Below are 15,558 nucleotides of genomic sequence, written 5' to 3'. Positions count from 1 at the left end.
CAGCTCCTACCATAAGCGCGCACCGATGACGCCCACCCACCGCTATCCCACCTTTCGCGAGTCGGAGGAACGTAACGATGCGTCACCCTCACACCCGCACAACCCGCCGAAGAGTGGTCGGAGCACTGACCGCGGCCCTTCTGTGTACGGCGGGGCTCGCCGCGCCCGCGGCCGCCGGCGCCGGGGCCCCCGGCTCGGCCGCCCCGGCCGACGGTCTCGCCCTCACCCCGCCGATGGGCTTCAACAACTGGAACTCCACGCACTGCGGCGCGGACTTCGACGAGACCATGGTCGAGGGCATCGCGGACCTCTTCGTGTCGAAGGGCCTCAAGGACGCCGGCTACCGGTACGTCAACCTCGACGACTGCTGGGCCCTGCCGAGCCGCGACGCGGACGGCAAGCTGGTCCCGGACCCGGCCCGGTTCCCGCACGGCATCAAGGCGGTCGCCGACTACGTGCACGCCAAGGGTCTCAAGCTCGGCATCTACACCAGCGCGGGCACCAAGACCTGCAACGACGCGGGCTTCCCCGGCGCCCTCGGCCACGAGTACAGCGACGCCCGGCAGTTCGCCGACTGGGGTGTCGACTACCTCAAGTACGACAACTGCAACAACCAGGGCGTGGACGCCAGGCAGCGCTACCTCACCATGCGGGACGCGCTGAGGGCCACCGGCCGGCCCATCGTCTACAGCATCTGCGAATGGGGCGAGAACAAGCCCTGGGAGTGGGCGTCGGACGTCGGTCAGCTGTGGCGCACCACCGGGGACATCAGTGACAGCTGGGGCTCGATGGTCTCGATCCTGAAGCAGAACCTGCCCCTCGCGCCCTACGCGGGCCCCGGGCACTGGAACGACCCGGACATGCTGGAGGTCGGCAACGGCGGCATGACCGACACCGAGTACCGCACGCACTTCTCGATGTGGTCGATGATGGCGGCCCCGCTGCTCATCGGCACCGACCTGCGCAAGGCCACCCCGGCGACCTTCGACATCCTGGACAACAAGGAGGTCATCGCCGTCGACCAGGACCCGCTGGGCGAACAGGGCACGGTGCTCTCCTCTGCGGGCGGACGCTGGGTCGTCGCCAAGGAGATGAAGGACGGCAGCCGCGCGGTCGCCCTCTTCAACGAGTCCGGCTCTCCCCAGCGCATCGCGACCACCGCGGCGGCGGTCGGCCTCCCGAAGGCGCCCGCCTACACCCTGCGCGACCTGTGGCAGCACCGGAGCTACAACACCGCGGGCACCATCTCCGCGGTCGTCCCGGCGCACGGCACGGCCCTGGTCCGGGTCGCCGCCGACCGGCACTGGGCGGCCAACCCGCCGGCCGTCGAACTCGGCCTGGACGGCAGCCGGTTCATCGAGCCGGGCAGTACGGCAGCACTCACCGCCTCGGTCACCGACCTCGGCCGCACGACGGCACGCAAGGTCTCCGTGGCGCTCACCGGCCCCCGCGGCTGGACCCTCACGCCGACCTCGCGGACCCGGGCCACGGCACTGCCGACGGGCCGCGCCCTGCGCACCGGCTGGCGGGTGACCGCTCCCGCGGGGACGCCGAAGGGGTCGTACGACCTCGAACTCAGGGCCGCCTACCGGTCACCGGCCGGAGCACGCGCCGAGACCACGATGACGATCACCATGACCGTCGCGGACCCGCCGCCCGCCGGAAGCTCCTATCTCAGCGACCTTCCCTGGCTGTCGGCCGACAACGGCTGGGGGCCCGTGGAGCGCGACACCAGCAACGGGGAGACCGCCGCGGGCGACGGGCATCCGATCACCATCGCCGGGGTGGTGTACGCCAAGGGGCTCGGCGCCCATGCCCCGAGCCAGGTCGACTACTACACCGGGAAGGCATGCGAGAGGGTCACCGCCGAGGTCGGCGTGGACGACGAGGAAGGCGCCGCCGGAAGCGTCTCCTTCGAGGTGTGGGCGGACGGCACGAAGGTCGCCTCCACCGGCGTGCTGACCACGGAGATGGCCGCTCAGCCGCTCACCGCCGACGTCAGCGGCGCCGAGGTGGTCAGCCTCGTCGTCACCGACGGCGGGAACGGCGTCACCTCCGACCACGGCGACTGGGCGGCCGCGCGGATCACCTGCTGACGGCCGTCCACGAGCGGCCCGGTCGGCCCGGCCTGAACCCCGGCCGACCGGGCCTGGACGTTACCGCCGGGCCCCGTGGCCGCCTCAGACCCCCGCGGCCGTCGCGTCCGTACCCAGTCGTGCCAGGGCGGCCGCCGCGGCGCCCACCAGACCCGCGTCCGTGCCCATCTGGGCCGGCACGACCGTCAGCCGCTGCACGAAGGAGAGGGTCGCGTAGTCGGTGAGGGCCTTGCGCAACGGCGTGAAGAGGATGTCCCCCGCCTTGCCCACCCCGCCACCGATCACCGCGATGTCGATCTCGACCAGGGTCGCGGTGGCCGCGATCCCGGCCGCCAGCGCCTGTGCGGCCCGCTCGAAGGACGCCACCGCGACCGGGTCACCGGTCCGGGCGGCGTCCGCGACCGCCGCGGCCGAGGTGTCGCCGTCGGGCCCCGGCTGCCAGCCGCCCTCCAGGGCGCGCCGGGCGATGTTGGGCCCGCTCGCGATGCGTTCCACGCAGCCGCGTGACCCGCAGGGGCAGGGGTCCCCGTCGAGGTCGACGCTGATGTGGCCGATGTGCCCCGCGTTGCCGGTCGGCCCGGGGTGCAGCTTGCCGCCGAGCACCAGGCCGCCGCCGACGCCCGTCGACACCACCATGCACAGCGCGTTGTCGTGACCGCGAGCCGCGCCCTGCCAGTGTTCGGCGGCCGTGATGGCGACGCCGTCGCCGATCAGTTCGACCGGCAGCCCGCCGGTGGCCGCCCGCACCCGCTCGACGAGCGGGAAGTCCCGCCAGCCCGGCACGTTGACCGGACTCACGGTGCCGGCGGAGGCGTCCACCGGGCCCGCGCTGCCGATGCCGAGCGAGCCGGCCCTTCCCCACAGGGGTGAACCGGCGAGTTCGCCGACCACCTCCTCGACGGCACCCATGACCGTCTCGCCGTCCTGCTGGGCGGGCGTCGCACGCTGGGAGCGCGCCTGGATCCGTCCGTGACCGTCCACCAGTGCGCCGGCGATCTTTGTGCCGCCGATGTCGAGGGCCGCCACGAGGTCGGTGTGCATCAGAGTCAGATCTCCCCGTCAACCATGAGTAGCCGAGTGAAAGGCAGCCGTCCAGCGGTGGGGTCGCGGGCCGGAGATTGCGGTGGACAGTCTCCCTCGCATCTGACAACGTTGTCCAGGCTCTATGCTCGACGCCACATCCTCATACAAACCCATGGACCTGTGCATCCCCCGTGGACAACAGGAATCCCACCGTGGACGACAGGACAGGACGCCGCATCGTGCCCGACACCTCCCGCCGCGCAGACCGTCTTCCCGGCTCCCGTTACGGGACCCGGCCGACGATGAAGGACGTGGCTGCGCGCGCCGGTGTCGGCCTGAAGACGGTGAGCCGGGTGGTCAACGGCGAGCCCGGGGTGACCCCGGACACCGAGCGCCGGGTCCAGGAGGCGATCGACGCGCTCGGCTTCCGCCGCAACGACAGCGCGCGGGTGCTGCGCAAGGGCCGCACCGCGAGCATCGGTCTCGTCCTGGAGGACCTGGCCGACCCGTTCTACGGCCCGCTCAGCCGTGCCGTGGAGGAGGTGGCCAGGGCCCACGGCGCGCTGCTGATCAACGGCTCCAGCGCCGAGGACGCGGACCGGGAACAGGAGTTGGCGCTCGCGCTGTGCGCGCGGCGGGTGGACGGGCTGGTGGTGATCCCGGCCGGCGACGACCACCGCTATCTGGAGCCGGAGATCAGGGCGGGCGTGGCCACGGTGTTCGTGGACCGCCCGGCCGGGAAGATCGACGCCGACGTGGTGCTGTCCGACAGCTACGGCGGCGCCCGGGACGGGGTCGCCCATCTGATCGCGCACGGCCACCGCCGGATCGGCTTCATCGGTGACATGCCCCGGATCCACACGGCGGCCGAGCGGCTGCGCGGCTACCGGGCGGCGATGGAGGACGCCGGGATATCCGTCGAGCCGGCCTGGACCTCGCTCGGCGTGACGGACCCGGAGCGGGTGCGCCGGGCGGCGGAGGAAATGCTGACCGGGCCCGGCCGGGTCACCGCGGTCTTCGCGGGCAACAACCGGGTGACCGTCACGGTGATCCGGGTGCTGGCCGAACTGCCCCGCCCGGTCGCGCTCGTGGGCTTCGACGACATCGAGCTGGCCGATCTGCTGCACCCGGGCCTCACGGTCGTCGCCCAGGACGCGGCCCTGCTCGGCCGCACGGCCGCCGAGCGGCTCTTCCGCCAGCTGGACGGCACGCTGCTGGCGCCGGAGCGCATCGAGCTGCCGACCCGGCTGGTCACCCGCGGCTCGGGCGAGCTGCCGCCCTCGGAGTGAGCGGCGGATGACCGGCCGTACGCTCGCGGAACTGGGCCTCGACCAGGCACCGCGCGACCACCCGCTGGCCTACCCCGGCACCTGGCCCGCCGACTCCGCGCTCCTCGACGGCGACCGGCTGCTGCCGCTGGAACGGCTGGTGCACGACGACGGCCGGGTGCCGGTCCTCGCGGTCGGTTCCAACGCCTCCCCCGCCCAACTCCAGCACAAGATGGCCGAGTCCGGGACGAGCGGTCCGATCCCCATGGTGCGCACCCGGGTGAGCGGCCTGGACGTGGGTGTTTCCGCGCACATCAGCCGCCTCGGCTATGTCTCGGCGTCCCCGCTGTGCTCCCCCACGTCGGTACGGGAGTTGTTCGTCGTCTGGCTGGACCGCCCGCAGCTGGAGGTGATCGACGCGAGCGAGGGCGTAGCGCTGCCGGGCGGCAACTTCGGCCGGGCCTGGCTGCCCGCCCCCCACGTGCGAGTCACGCTCGCGGACGGCACCGCGCTGCCCGGCGTCCATGCCTACGTCAACCGGCACGGCGTCCTCCACGACGGCACCGGAGCGCCCCGCCGCCACCCCGGCGAGCGCGCCCTGCTGACCGAACTCCTCGGGGAGTCGGCCGAGTTGCGGAAACTGTTCGGTGGCACGCCCGAGGAGTTCTGCGCGCGGGCGCGAGCCGACGCCGAACTGTGCCGACGGGGCACCCGGCTGTTCGCCGAGCGGAAGTGGGCGGTCCCGTCGGGCCTGGAGCGGTACCTGCGGGTCGAGCGGACGGGGAGCCTTGAGAGCGGCTCGTCGTCACCACCTCGGTGACCCGGCCGCCGCGCCTCAGTTGCCCGAGGCCGTCAGACCGCCGCGCCGGGGTGTCGCGAAGCCTTCCAGGTCGGCCCGGGTCAGACCGGTCAGCCGGGCCACCTCGGCGATGTCGAGGGCGCCGCAGTCCAGTCCGCGCAGCAGGTAGCCACCGAGGGCCTTGGCGGTGGCGGGCTCGTCCATGACGTCACCACCGGTGCGGTTGGCGTACCGGGCGAGCCGGGCGGCGGCCTGCTCGAACCCCTCGCGGTAGAAGGCGAACACGGCCGCGTACCGGGTCGGGATGTGACCGGGGTGCATGTCCCAGCCCTGGTAGTAGGCGCGGGCCAGGGCGCGCCGGGTGAGCCCGTAGTGCAGCCGCCAGGCGTCGTGCACCTTCGCGGTCGGGCCGACCGGCAGCACGTTGGTGGAACCGTCCGACACGCGTACGCCGGTGCCTGCGGCCGCCACCTGCATGACCGCCTTGGCGTGGTCGGCCGCCGGGTGGTCGCTCGCCTGGTAGGCGGCGGAGACGCCGAGGCAGGCGCTGTAGTCGAAGGTGCCGTAGTGCAGTCCGGTGGCGCGGCCCTCGGCGGCCTGGATCATCCGGGCGACGGTGGCGGTGCCGTCGGTGGCGAGGATGGACTGGCTGGTCTCGATCTGGATCTCGAAGCCGATCCGGCCCGTCTCCAGACCGTGCGCCTCCTCGAAGGCCTCCAGGAGCCGGACCATCGCGGTGACCTGCTCGGGATAGGTCACCTTGGGCAGGGTCAGCACCAGACCCGCGGGCAGTCCGCCGGCCGCCATCAGCCCGGTGAGGAAGATGTCGAGGGTGCGGATGCCCCGGTCGCGCACCGCGGCCTCCATGCACTTCGTCCGGATGCCCATGTACGGGGCCGCCGTCCCCTCGGCGTACGCCTCGGCGATCAGCCGCGCCGCCCGGGCCGCCGTCTCGTCCTCCTCGGCGTCGGGACGGGGTCCGTAGCCGTCCTCGAAGTCGACCCGCAGGTCTTCGATCGGCTCGCGCTCCAGTTTGGCGCGGACCCGGGAGTGGACGGGCTCGGCGAGTTCCTCGGACAGACCGAGGACTGCGGCGAAGGAGGCGGCGTCCGGGGCGTGTTCGTCCAGCGCGGCCAGCGCCCGGTCGCCCCAGGAGCGAACGGTGTCGGCGGCGAAGGCGTCACCGGGGACGTACACGGTGTGGACGGGCTGGCGGGTGCCGGGGTCGCCCGGGTAGCGGCGCTCCAGTTCGGCGTCGACCGGCGCGAGGGAGACGCTGATCTCCTCGCTGACGGCGCCCGCGAGACTCGTCGCCACCTTCTCCTGCTGACCCATCCCACACCCTCCTGTTTTCCACTGTACGGAATCAACAATCCGTTGAATGAAGTTATCCGGGCCCCTTCGGGATGGTCAACACCATGTCCACGGGGCGACACATCCCGCTCCGGGCATGTTCACGCGTGACTCGGACCTGGGTAGCACACTCTCTGCGCAGGACTCGCCTCACGCACGCCTCGTCCGGCCGCCGCCACCCAAGGAGCACCCGTGCCGAACCAGCGCCGAGTCACCCGCCGCCTGGGCCTGAAGGTCCTGCTGGCCGCGGCTGTCACCGTGCCCCTCGCCAGTGCCGCGATCTCCGCCTCGTCCGCCTCCTCCAGAGCGTCCGCCACCCCGCGGTCCGCGCGGACGGCCCCGTCGGCTTTGCCGCGGCGCGCGCCCCGGCTCGACGTCATGACCTTCAACCTGCGGTACGCGAGCACCGCGGAACCCCACAGCTGGGCCGACCGCCGGCCCGTGATGCGCGAACTGCTGCGGCGCGCCCGCCCTCAGGTCATCGGCACCCAGGAGGGCCTCTACCAGCAGCTGCGCGACATCGACACGGACCTCGGACCGCACTACGACTGGATCGGCACCGGTCGTGAGGGCGGCAGCCGGGACGAGTCCACGGCGATCTACTACGACATCCGGCGCCTGGCCCCCGTGGAGCACTACACCTTCTGGCTCTCCGACACCCCGGAGGTCATCCGCTCCAACACCTGGAACGCCGCTTTCCCCCGCATCGTCACCTGGGTCCGCTTCCGCGATCTCGCCGACGACGGCCGGGAGTTCTATGTCGCCAACACCCACTTCGACCAGAAGAGCCAGTACGCCCGGGCGCGCAGCGCGACCCTGCTCGCCCAGCGGATCACTCAGTTCGACCCCGCGCTGCCGGTCGTGGTGACCGGCGACTTCAACGCCGCCGCGCACCAGAACCCGGCCTACGACACCCTGGTGGGCTCCGGGCTCGTGGACGCCTGGGACGCGGCGGAGCGGCGCGGCACCCTGTACGGCACCTTCCACGGGTACCGCAGGCTCGTGCGGGACGGCGACCGTATCGACTGGCTCCTGACCTCGCCCGGGGTGACCACGCACCGGGCGACGATCGACACCTTCTCGATGCACGGCCAGTTCCCCAGCGACCATCTGCCCGTGCAGGCCTCGCTGAGCCTGCGCTGACACCACGAGGCCCCCGTGACCGGTACAGGTCACGGGGGCCTCGGACAGCCTGAAGGCGATCAGCCCTTGCGGGTGTTGATCTCCTCGGTGAGCTGGGGGACGACGTCGAAGAGGTCGCCGACCACGCCGAAGTCGACGAGTTCGAAGATCGGGGCCTCGGCGTCCTTGTTGACCGCCACGATCGTCTTCGAGGTCTGCATGCCGGCCCGGTGCTGGATGGCGCCCGAGATGCCGTTGGCGATGTACAGCTGCGGGGAGACGGACTTGCCGGTCTGGCCGACCTGGTTGGTGTGCGGGTACCAGCCGGCGTCGACGGCGGCACGCGAGGCGCCCACGGCCGCGCCGAGGGAGTCGGCGAGGGCCTCGATGACCGCGAAGTTCTCGGCGCCGTTGACGCCGCGGCCGCCGGAGACCACGATCGCGGCCTCGGTCAGCTCCGGACGCCCGGTCGACTCGCGCGGGGTACGCCCGGTCACCTTGGTGCCGGTGGCCTGGTCGGAGAAGGTGACGCTCAGGGTCTCGACGGCACCGGCGGCCGGGGCGGCCTCCACGGCGGCGCTGTTGGGCTTGACCGTGATGACCGCGGTGCCCTTGGAGATACGGGACTTGGTGGTGAAGGACGCGGCGAACACCGACTGGGTGGCCACCGGGCCCTCCTCGCCGGCCTCCAGGTCGACTGCGTCGGTGATGATGCCGGACCCGATCCGCAGCGCCAGACGGGCGGCGATCTCCTTGCCCTCCGCGGAGGACGGCACCAGCACCGCGGCCGGGGACACCGCGGCGACGGCGGCCTGCAGAGCGTCGACCTTCGGGACGACCAGGTAGTCGGCGTACTCGGAGGCGTCGTGGGTCAGCACCTTCGCCGCGCCGTGCTCGGCGAGGGTGGCGGCGGTGTCGGAGGCGCCGTTGCCCAGCGCGACGGCGACGGGCTCGCCGATCCGGCGGGCCAGGGTCAACAGCTCCAGGGTGGGCTTGCGGACGGCACCGTCCACGTGGTCGACGTAGACGAGGACTTCAGCCATGGGAATGCTCTCCTGCGAAACGAGGGGGAAGGGCGGTCAGCGGCTACGGGGCTCAGATGAACTTCTGGCCCGCGAGGAACTCGGCGAGCTGCTTGCCGCCCTCGCCCTCGTCCTTGACGATCGTGCCCGCGGTACGGGCCGGACGCGCGGTCGCGGTCTCGACCTTGGTCCAGGAACCCTCCAGGCCGACCGCGCCGGCCTCGATGTCCAGGTCGGACAGGTCCCAGGACTGAACCGGCTTCTTCTTCGCGGCCATGATGCCCTTGAAGGACGGGTAACGCGCCTCACCCGACTGGTCGGTGACCGACACGACCGCCGGCAGGGAGGCCTCCAGCTGCTCACTGGCGGCGTCGCCGTCACGACGGCCCTTGACCGTGCCGTCCTCGACCGAGACCTCGGACAGCAGGGTGACCTGCGGGACACCGAGACGCTCGGCCAGCAGGGCCGGGACCACACCGGCGGTGCCGTCGGTGGAGGCCATGCCCGAGACCACCAGGTCGAAGCCGGCCTTCTCGATCGCCTTGGCCAGCACCAGCGAGGTACCGATGACGTCACTGCCGTGCAGGTCGTCGTCCTCGACGTGGATCGCCTTGTCCGCACCCATCGACAGCGCCTTGCGCAGCGCGTCCTTCGCGTCCTCCGGACCCACCGTCAGGACGGTGACCTCGACGTCGTCGTCGGAGTTCTCGGAGATCTGCAGCGCCTGCTCGACCGCGTACTCGTCCAGTTCGGAGAGCAGACCGTCCACGTCGTCACGGTCCACGGTCAGGTCATCGGCGAAATGCCGGTCGCCCGTGGCGTCGGGCACGTACTTCACAGTGACAACGATCCTCAGGCTCACGCCGGCTCTCCTACTGCATCGTCTTTTCTGGGCTGCCTCTTGAAGGCAGCATAGGCGCCCCAAGCGGCTCATCCCGGTCGGGGCGGCCGTGCGCTCCGAACGAAATATTACTCGTCAGTACACCCAGTTCGTTCCCGCTAAGCAAGCGCTTTGAACTGTGACCTTCGCAACGCAGCGTAACCGGAACCCGACGCCTCCGCAGAAGAGGGCGCGTGATCAATCGCGCAGTCCGTTGAAACCGCCCTGGTGGTACAGGAGCGGGCGGCCGGCGCGGGAGGGGTCTCCGACGACCACCTCGGCCAGCACGATGCGGTGGTCGCCGGCCGGAACGCGTGCGACGACCCGGCACACCAGCCAGACCAGCACGTCGTCGAGGACCGGAACCCCCGCGTGGCCCTCGCGCCAGCCGGTGGGCGCCCCGAACCGGTCGGCGCCGCTGCGCGCGAAGGTGGCCGCGAGCTCCGCCTGGTGCTCGCCGAGGATGTGCACGCCGATGTGCTCGGCGGTGGATATCGCGGGCCAGCTGGAGGCGCCCGTGCCGACACCGAAGGAGAGCATCGGGGGTTCGGCGGAGACGGAGGTGAGCGAGGTGGCGGTGAAGCCGACCGGACCGCCGGCACCCCGTGCGGTGATCACCGCGACTCCGGCGGCATGCCGCCGGAAGGCGGACCGGAGAAGGTCGGGAGAGGCGAGCTGCGGGGTACCGAGGTCGGGCGTGGCCGTCATGGAGTCTTCCTTCTGAGTGAGGCGGCGTTCAGGTCCGGGGCTGTTCAGCGACCCGGACAGCGCGCGCTCGCGGTGCGGGCCAGGTCGACGTGGACCCGCCCGAAGAGAAGGAGTTCATGGGACATACGGTCAGGCTGACGATAGGTGGCACGCCCAGTCAAGTACGTTCCGGGATATGGGAGCTGCCTCACCGTCATCGGCACGTCCGTCAGACCGCCTCTCCCAGCGCGGCGATGACGTCCGCCTTCCGCGGCTGCCCGGTGGCCCGGCGCACCACCCGGCCGTCGGCGTCGAGCACCAGGACGGTGGGTGTCTTGAGGATCTCCAGCTCGCGCACCAGGTCCAGGCGGTCCTCCGCGTCGATCTCGACGTGCGTGACGCCGGGGACCATCGCGGCGACCTCGCCGAGCACCCGCCGGGTGGCCCGGCAGGGGGCGCAGAACGCGCTGGAGAACCGCACCAGCGTCGCCCGTCGGCCCAGTTCGCCGCCGATCTCGGCCGATCCCAGCCGTTTGCCGTCGTCCCGCCCGCGCACTCGTACCCTCCCGCTCCGCCGCCTGTGCAGCACTCCGTAGACGCTCGCCACGGCGAGCACCGCCACGCACACCACCAGTCCGGTCGTCACGGACCCCAGCATTCACGACCCTGCCCGCCCTTTCGACCAGCGTTCACGAGACTGCAAAGATTCCCGGCTCCCGTATCGGCCGCCGGGGCGGAATCCTTGGCTCATGGACATCGACGCACGTGGGCCGCGATTCGCGGCGGCCGTGACGACGGTCGTACTGGCCGCCGCGCTGATCACCCGAAGCCCCTGGATCCTCGCCTGGCAGACGCTGGTGTTCGCGCTCGGCGCCGCAGCGGGCGTGAGCCGTTCACCGTACGGCTGGGCGTTCCGGACGGCCGTACGCCCCCGGCTCGCTCCCGCTACCGAATTCGAACCACCCGAACCCCCGCGATTCGCCCAGGCGGTGGGACTGGTGTTCGCCGGACTCGGTCTGGTCGGCTTCGTGTTGGGCCCCGGCTGGCTGGGCCTCGCTGCGACCGGACTGGCGCTCGCGGCGGCGTTCCTGAACGCGGCGTTCGGGTACTGCCTGGGGTGCGAGATGTTCCTGCTCGTCCGCCGATTCACCGTACGCACAGAGTAAAGGGGGGTTAAAAATCCGAGGTGGATCATAGGCCGACGTGACGAGGATCTCGCCACTCCGGGGCACCAGGGCTGGCTCCCCGCCCGTTCTTCGGGCACGATCTGCGAAAGCCGTAAACCTACGGCTCCGTAACTTTCCCGCCGGGAGCCCCTTTCCCAGGCAGAGCAGAAAGGGTCCGCCCCGCCCATGGCAGAGCTGGTCTACCGTCCCGTCATCGGTTTCGCCAAGACGCTGTTCAAGGTCTGGGACCTCAAGATCGACTGCCAGGGTTCCGAGAACATCCCGCGCTCGGGCGGGGCCGTGCTGGTGAGCAATCACATCAGCTATCTGGACTTCGTCTTCGACGGCCTGGCCGCTCTCCCGCAGAAGCGCCTGGTGCGTTTCATGGCCAAGGAGTCGGTCTTCCGGCACCGGATCTCCGGTCCGCTGATGCGCGGGATGAAGCACATCCCGGTGGACCGCAAGCAGGGCGAGACGGCATACCAGCACGCGCTGGACTCGCTCAAGTCCGGTGAGATCGTGGGGGTCTTCCCGGAGGCCACGATCTCCCAGTCGTTCACGCTGAAGAGCTTCAAGTCGGGCGCGGCCCGCCTCGCCCAGGAGGCCGGCGTCCCGCTGATCCCGATGGCACTGTGGGGCACCCAGCGGCTGTGGACCAAGGGCCAGCCGCGCAACTTCAAGCGCAACCACCTCCCCATCACCGTCCGGGTGGGCGAGCCGCTCGAGGCCCCGCGCGACCAGTACGCGGGCGCCATCACCCGCCGCCTGCGCGAGCGCGTCCAGGACCTGCTGGACGCGGCCCAACGCGCCTACCCGGCCCGCCCGAAGGACACGACCGACACCTGGTGGCTGCCGAGCCACCTGGGCGGTACGGCACCCACGCAGGAGCAGCTGAAGGCGGCCGAAGCGGTCTGAGTCTCAGCCGGCCGACTCGGGCGCCCGCACCTCGACACGCGCCCCCGGGCTGAACTTCTCCAGCAGCTCGGCGAGTTCGGCACCCGCCGACTCGACGTCGGCGACCGGCATCGGGGCGAGGCTCTCCAGCAGGAAGAGGGCCGAGGTGGTCCGCTCGGTCAGGCGGGTGCGGGGGCCCTGGCGCCAGTTCCAGCGACGGCAGGTGACACCCCCTCCGTCGCACCACACGACCTCGCCGGCGTCCGGGTGCTCGACGCTCTCCTCGCCCCCCGTGACCGTCACGAAGTCCTCCTCGCCCGTGGCCCGCACCAGGCGCATGCCGCCCTGGACGAGGTCGAGGTCCTCGCCGCCGACGGGGATGAGGTGGGCGACGCTGATGGCGTTGTAGAGGTCGACGAGCAGGTTGATGCGGGGCAGGCCGCCGTCCGCGAGGGCCCGCTTGGCCAGCGCCTCCGCGGAGTTCCGGGTACGGGACGGCTTGGAACCGAACGCGGTGTAGGCCGCACGCCAGGCCACCATGTGCGGGTCCTCGTGCGGGGCGCGCCCGTCCAGGCGCGCGGCGAGCCGCCGCGCCGCGTCGTCGAGGAGAGCCGAACTCGCGTCGGTGCCGGGCCCGTTGACCAGACCATGGGCCTCGATCGCGAGATGCCTGAAGCCGGGCGCGAGTGCACGCACCTCGTCGGACACGGTGAGCGTGAGAGTCATCCGGCTTGCCTCAGAGTGCGGTGGGGAGCGTCTTCCACAGGGCCGGACGGTCGGGCGCCGCTTGCAACGCGCCGAGCACCACCGGGTGAGGTTCAGCGTACAGGACCGGATAGTCCACCTCACTGGACCGCGGATCGGGGACCCAGGCCAGCCGCTCGCCGTCCAGGGAGAACCGGGCGTCGACGCCGGGCTTGTTGCCGCGCGGATCCTGCCGGTGCCAGGCACCGCCGAAGCGGACGGCGACCAGTCCGTGCACGACGTGACCGGCACCGTCGTCGTCCGCCAGCCGCTGGTAGCACAGGGCCGTGGGGATGTCCTCGGCCCGCAACAGGGCGGCCAGGGCGTGGGCCTTCGCGTGGCAGATGCCGGTGCGCTGCTCCAGCACGTCCGACGCCCGCCAGGTGACACGCAGATCACCGGCATCGGCGGAGTGCGGGATGGTGTCCCGTACGAACTCGTAGGCGGCCCGCGCATAGGCATACGAGTCCTCGACGCCCGACGCCAGCCGCGCGGCCGTCTCGCGGACCCGTGGGTGCTGATGGTCGACGGCCTCACCGGCGGCCAGGTAAGCGGACAGGTCGGCGTTGTTCTGGATCAGCTGCATGGGCGCAGAGCATAGGAATGCGGTCACCCGACAGTCAATGACTTTTCAGGCGACCGCATATCTATGCACTTTCCGCGGTGGGCTCGCTCAGCGCGCCATCTCCTCCTTGAGCGCCGCCACGAACGCGTCCACGTCCTCCTCGGTGGTGTCGAAGGCGCACATCCAGCGCACGTCTCCGGCGGCCTCGTCCCAGAAGTAGAACCGGAACCGCTTCTGCAGACGAAGGCTCACGTCGTGCGGGAGCCGCGCGAACACCCCGTTGGCCTGCACCGGGTGCAGGATCTCCACGCCGTGCACCGCACGCACGCCCTCGGCGAGCCGCTGGGCCATCTCGTTGGCGTGCCGGGCGTTGCGCAGCCACAGGTCCTTCGCCAGCAGCGCCTCCAGCTGCACCGACACGAAGCGCATCTTGGAGGCGAGCTGCATGGACAGCTTGCGCAGGTGCTTCATGTGGCTGACGGCGTCCTGGTTGATCACCACGACCGCCTCACCGAACACGGCCCCGTTCTTGGTACCGCCCAGGGAGAGGATGTCGACGCCGACGGCGTTGGTGAACGTGCGCATCGGCACGTTCAGGGAGGCCGCCGCGTTGGCTATCCGGGAGCCGTCCAGGTGGACCCTCATGCCGTGCGCGTGGGCGTGCTCGCAGATCGCGCGGATCTCCTCCGGCGTGTAGAGCGTGCCCAGCTCGGTGCTCTGGGTGATCGACACGACCTGCGGCATCGCGCGGTGCTCGTCGTCCCAGCCGTACGCCTGCCGGTCGATCAGCTCCGGGGTGAGCTTGCCGTCGGGCGTGGGCACGGTGAGCAGCTTGAGGCCGCCCATGCGCTCGGGGGCGCCGCCCTCGTCGACGTTGATGTGCGCGCTCTCGGCGCAGATCACCGCACCCCAGCGGTCGGTGACCGCCTGGAGCGCGACGACGTTCGCGCCGGTGCCGTTGAAGACCGGGAAGGCTTCCGCGGTCGCGCCGAAGTGGCCGCGGATGATCCGCTGGAGGTTCTCGGTGTACTCGTCCTCGCCGTAGGCCACCTGGTGACCGCCGTTGGCGAGGGCCAGAGCGGCCAGTATCTCGGGGTGGGTGCCGGCGTAGTTGTCACTGGCGAAGCCGCGGACCTCCGGGTCGTGGTGGCGACGTGCGTCGGTCTTCGGAGGGTTCACGGCTGCTCGGTCAGCCACAGACGGTTTCCGTTCACTTCGGAGGCGGACTTGCTCCAGACGCCCTCGACGGCCTGGGCCAGGTCCGTGACGTCCGTGAAGCCCGCGAACTTCGCGTTGGGCCGCTCGGCGCGCATCGCGTCGTGCACCAACGCCTTCACCACCAGGATGACAGCAGCGGAGGTCGGGCCCCCGGCGCCCTCGGTCGTCCCGGCCTTGCGGAAGCCGTCGGCCATGGCGAGCGTCCAGGCCTCGGCGGCGGCCTTGGCGGCGGAGTACGCGGCGTTCCCGGCGGTCGGCTTCGAGGCACCGGAGGCACTGATCAGCACGTACCGGCCACGGTCACTGCGCTGCAGGCCGTCGTAGAAGGCCAGCGAGGTGTGCTGGACGGTGCGGATCAGCAGCTTCTCGAGGAGGTCCCAGTCGGCCAGGTCGGTCTCGGTGAACTTGGAGCTGCCGCGCCAGCCGCCGACCAGGTGGACGAGGCCGTCGACCCGGCCGTGGTCCTTCTCGATGCGGTCGGCCCACGCCCGGGTCGAGTCCAGGTTGAGCAGGTCGACCGTCTCACCGGTTACCACGGCGCCGCCGCCCGCGTAGCGGGCCGCGTCCACGGCCTCGGCCAGGCGCTCGGGATTGTTGTCGGCGCCGACCACGGTCGCACCCGCCCCCGCGAGCCTGACCAGGGTCGCGTGCCCGGCGGGTCCACCCGCCCCCGCCACCGCGATCACCGCACCACTGAGAGACCCGTTGCCCGCCATCCGCT

At 71.4% G+C, this 15,558-nt stretch carries 16 protein-coding genes; 6 read left to right on the top strand and 10 right to left on the bottom strand.

Annotated elements, in window-relative coordinates; genetic code table 11:
- Positions 1-77 precede the first annotated feature (77 nt).
- Positions 78-2,096, top strand: coding sequence for an NPCBM/NEW2 domain-containing protein (locus ACFXI4_RS26035; protein ID WP_384995171.1), 2,019 nt, complete (start codon positions 78-80; stop codon positions 2,094-2,096).
- 84 nt (positions 2,097-2,180) lie between these two features.
- Here the strand turns inward: ACFXI4_RS26035 and ACFXI4_RS26030 are convergent, their stop codons facing one another.
- On the bottom strand, positions 2,181-3,137 hold the full coding sequence (locus ACFXI4_RS26030) for an ROK family protein (RefSeq protein WP_384995168.1): 957 nt from the start codon (positions 3,135-3,137) through the stop codon (positions 2,181-2,183).
- A 221-nt stretch (positions 3,138-3,358) separates the two neighbouring features.
- Here ACFXI4_RS26030 and ACFXI4_RS26025 point away from each other — a divergent pair, with 221 nt between their 5' ends.
- Both ACFXI4_RS26025 and ACFXI4_RS26020 read left to right on the top strand, forming a co-directional pair.
- Entirely contained in the window at positions 3,359-4,408 is a 1,050-nt protein-coding gene (locus ACFXI4_RS26025) for a LacI family DNA-binding transcriptional regulator (protein WP_384995208.1), read from the top strand.
- A 7-nt stretch (positions 4,409-4,415) separates the two neighbouring features.
- Positions 4,416-5,207 (top strand): hypothetical protein, encoded by a 792-nt coding sequence (locus ACFXI4_RS26020; protein WP_384995166.1) that lies wholly within the window; start codon positions 4,416-4,418, stop codon positions 5,205-5,207.
- A 15-nt stretch (positions 5,208-5,222) separates the two neighbouring features.
- Here ACFXI4_RS26020 and ACFXI4_RS26015 read toward each other — a convergent pair whose 3' ends face one another.
- Complete coding sequence (locus tag ACFXI4_RS26015) at positions 5,223-6,521, bottom strand: DUF6986 family protein (protein WP_384995164.1); 1,299 nt, start codon at positions 6,519-6,521, stop codon at positions 5,223-5,225.
- Between the two features lie 210 nt (positions 6,522-6,731).
- Between ACFXI4_RS26015 and ACFXI4_RS26010 the strand changes: the two genes are divergently transcribed.
- The gene (locus ACFXI4_RS26010) at positions 6,732-7,682 is read left to right on the top strand and encodes an endonuclease/exonuclease/phosphatase family protein (protein ID WP_384995162.1); all 951 of its coding nucleotides are present in this window, start codon (positions 6,732-6,734) and stop codon (positions 7,680-7,682) included.
- A 59-nt stretch (positions 7,683-7,741) separates the two neighbouring features.
- Here the strand turns inward: ACFXI4_RS26010 and ACFXI4_RS26005 are convergent, their stop codons facing one another.
- From ACFXI4_RS26005 to ACFXI4_RS25990, 4 genes are all read right to left on the bottom strand, one after another.
- On the bottom strand, positions 7,742-8,704 hold the full coding sequence (locus ACFXI4_RS26005) for an electron transfer flavoprotein subunit alpha/FixB family protein (protein WP_384995160.1): 963 nt from the start codon (positions 8,702-8,704) through the stop codon (positions 7,742-7,744).
- A gap of 52 nt (positions 8,705-8,756) precedes the next feature.
- Positions 8,757-9,545 carry an electron transfer flavoprotein subunit beta/FixA family protein gene (locus ACFXI4_RS26000; protein WP_384995157.1) on the bottom strand — a complete coding sequence of 263 codons (789 nt, stop codon included), beginning with the start codon at positions 9,543-9,545 and terminating at the stop codon, positions 8,757-8,759.
- Between the two features lie 216 nt (positions 9,546-9,761).
- Positions 9,762-10,271, bottom strand: a complete 510-nt coding sequence (locus ACFXI4_RS25995; protein WP_352222821.1) for a flavin reductase family protein — start codon at positions 10,269-10,271, stop codon at positions 9,762-9,764.
- A gap of 208 nt (positions 10,272-10,479) precedes the next feature.
- The gene (locus ACFXI4_RS25990; protein ID WP_384995155.1) at positions 10,480-10,908 is read right to left on the bottom strand and encodes a TlpA family protein disulfide reductase; all 429 of its coding nucleotides are present in this window, start codon (positions 10,906-10,908) and stop codon (positions 10,480-10,482) included.
- 91 nt (positions 10,909-10,999) lie between these two features.
- On the opposite strand from ACFXI4_RS25990, the gene ACFXI4_RS25985 reads away from it, so the two are divergent.
- Positions 11,000-11,416, top strand: a complete 417-nt coding sequence (locus tag ACFXI4_RS25985; protein ID WP_384995153.1) for a DUF4395 domain-containing protein — start codon at positions 11,000-11,002, stop codon at positions 11,414-11,416.
- A gap of 186 nt (positions 11,417-11,602) precedes the next feature.
- Complete coding sequence (locus ACFXI4_RS25980) at positions 11,603-12,331, top strand: lysophospholipid acyltransferase family protein (protein WP_384995150.1); 729 nt, start codon at positions 11,603-11,605, stop codon at positions 12,329-12,331.
- 3 nt (positions 12,332-12,334) lie between these two features.
- Here the strand turns inward: ACFXI4_RS25980 and ACFXI4_RS25975 are convergent, their stop codons facing one another.
- The 4 genes from ACFXI4_RS25975 to ACFXI4_RS25960 all read right to left on the bottom strand — a co-directional run bounded on the left by ACFXI4_RS25975 (position 12,335) and on the right by ACFXI4_RS25960 (position 15,553).
- Positions 12,335-13,036 carry a B3/4 domain-containing protein gene (locus ACFXI4_RS25975; protein ID WP_384995148.1) on the bottom strand — a complete coding sequence of 234 codons (702 nt, stop codon included), beginning with the start codon at positions 13,034-13,036 and terminating at the stop codon, positions 12,335-12,337.
- A gap of 10 nt (positions 13,037-13,046) precedes the next feature.
- Positions 13,047-13,640, bottom strand: coding sequence for a transglutaminase domain-containing protein (locus ACFXI4_RS25970; RefSeq protein ID WP_384995146.1), 594 nt, complete (start codon positions 13,638-13,640; stop codon positions 13,047-13,049).
- Between the two features lie 87 nt (positions 13,641-13,727).
- The gene (locus tag ACFXI4_RS25965) at positions 13,728-14,798 is read right to left on the bottom strand and encodes a threonine aldolase family protein (protein ID WP_384995143.1); all 1,071 of its coding nucleotides are present in this window, start codon (positions 14,796-14,798) and stop codon (positions 13,728-13,730) included.
- The gene (locus tag ACFXI4_RS25960) at positions 14,795-15,553 is read right to left on the bottom strand and encodes an SDR family oxidoreductase (RefSeq protein ID WP_362724877.1); all 759 of its coding nucleotides are present in this window, start codon (positions 15,551-15,553) and stop codon (positions 14,795-14,797) included. The genes ACFXI4_RS25965 and ACFXI4_RS25960 overlap by 4 nt, the downstream gene beginning before the upstream one ends.
- Between the last annotated feature and the right edge of the window lie 5 nt (positions 15,554-15,558).

It is taken from the genome of Streptomyces sp. NPDC059224 (assembly GCF_042754285.1).
In the GTDB taxonomy this organism is placed as follows: Bacteria; Actinomycetota; Actinomycetes; order Streptomycetales; family Streptomycetaceae; genus Streptomyces.
Note: the sequence above shows the minus strand (reverse complement) of the source record. Positions and strands in the feature narration are given on the sequence as shown.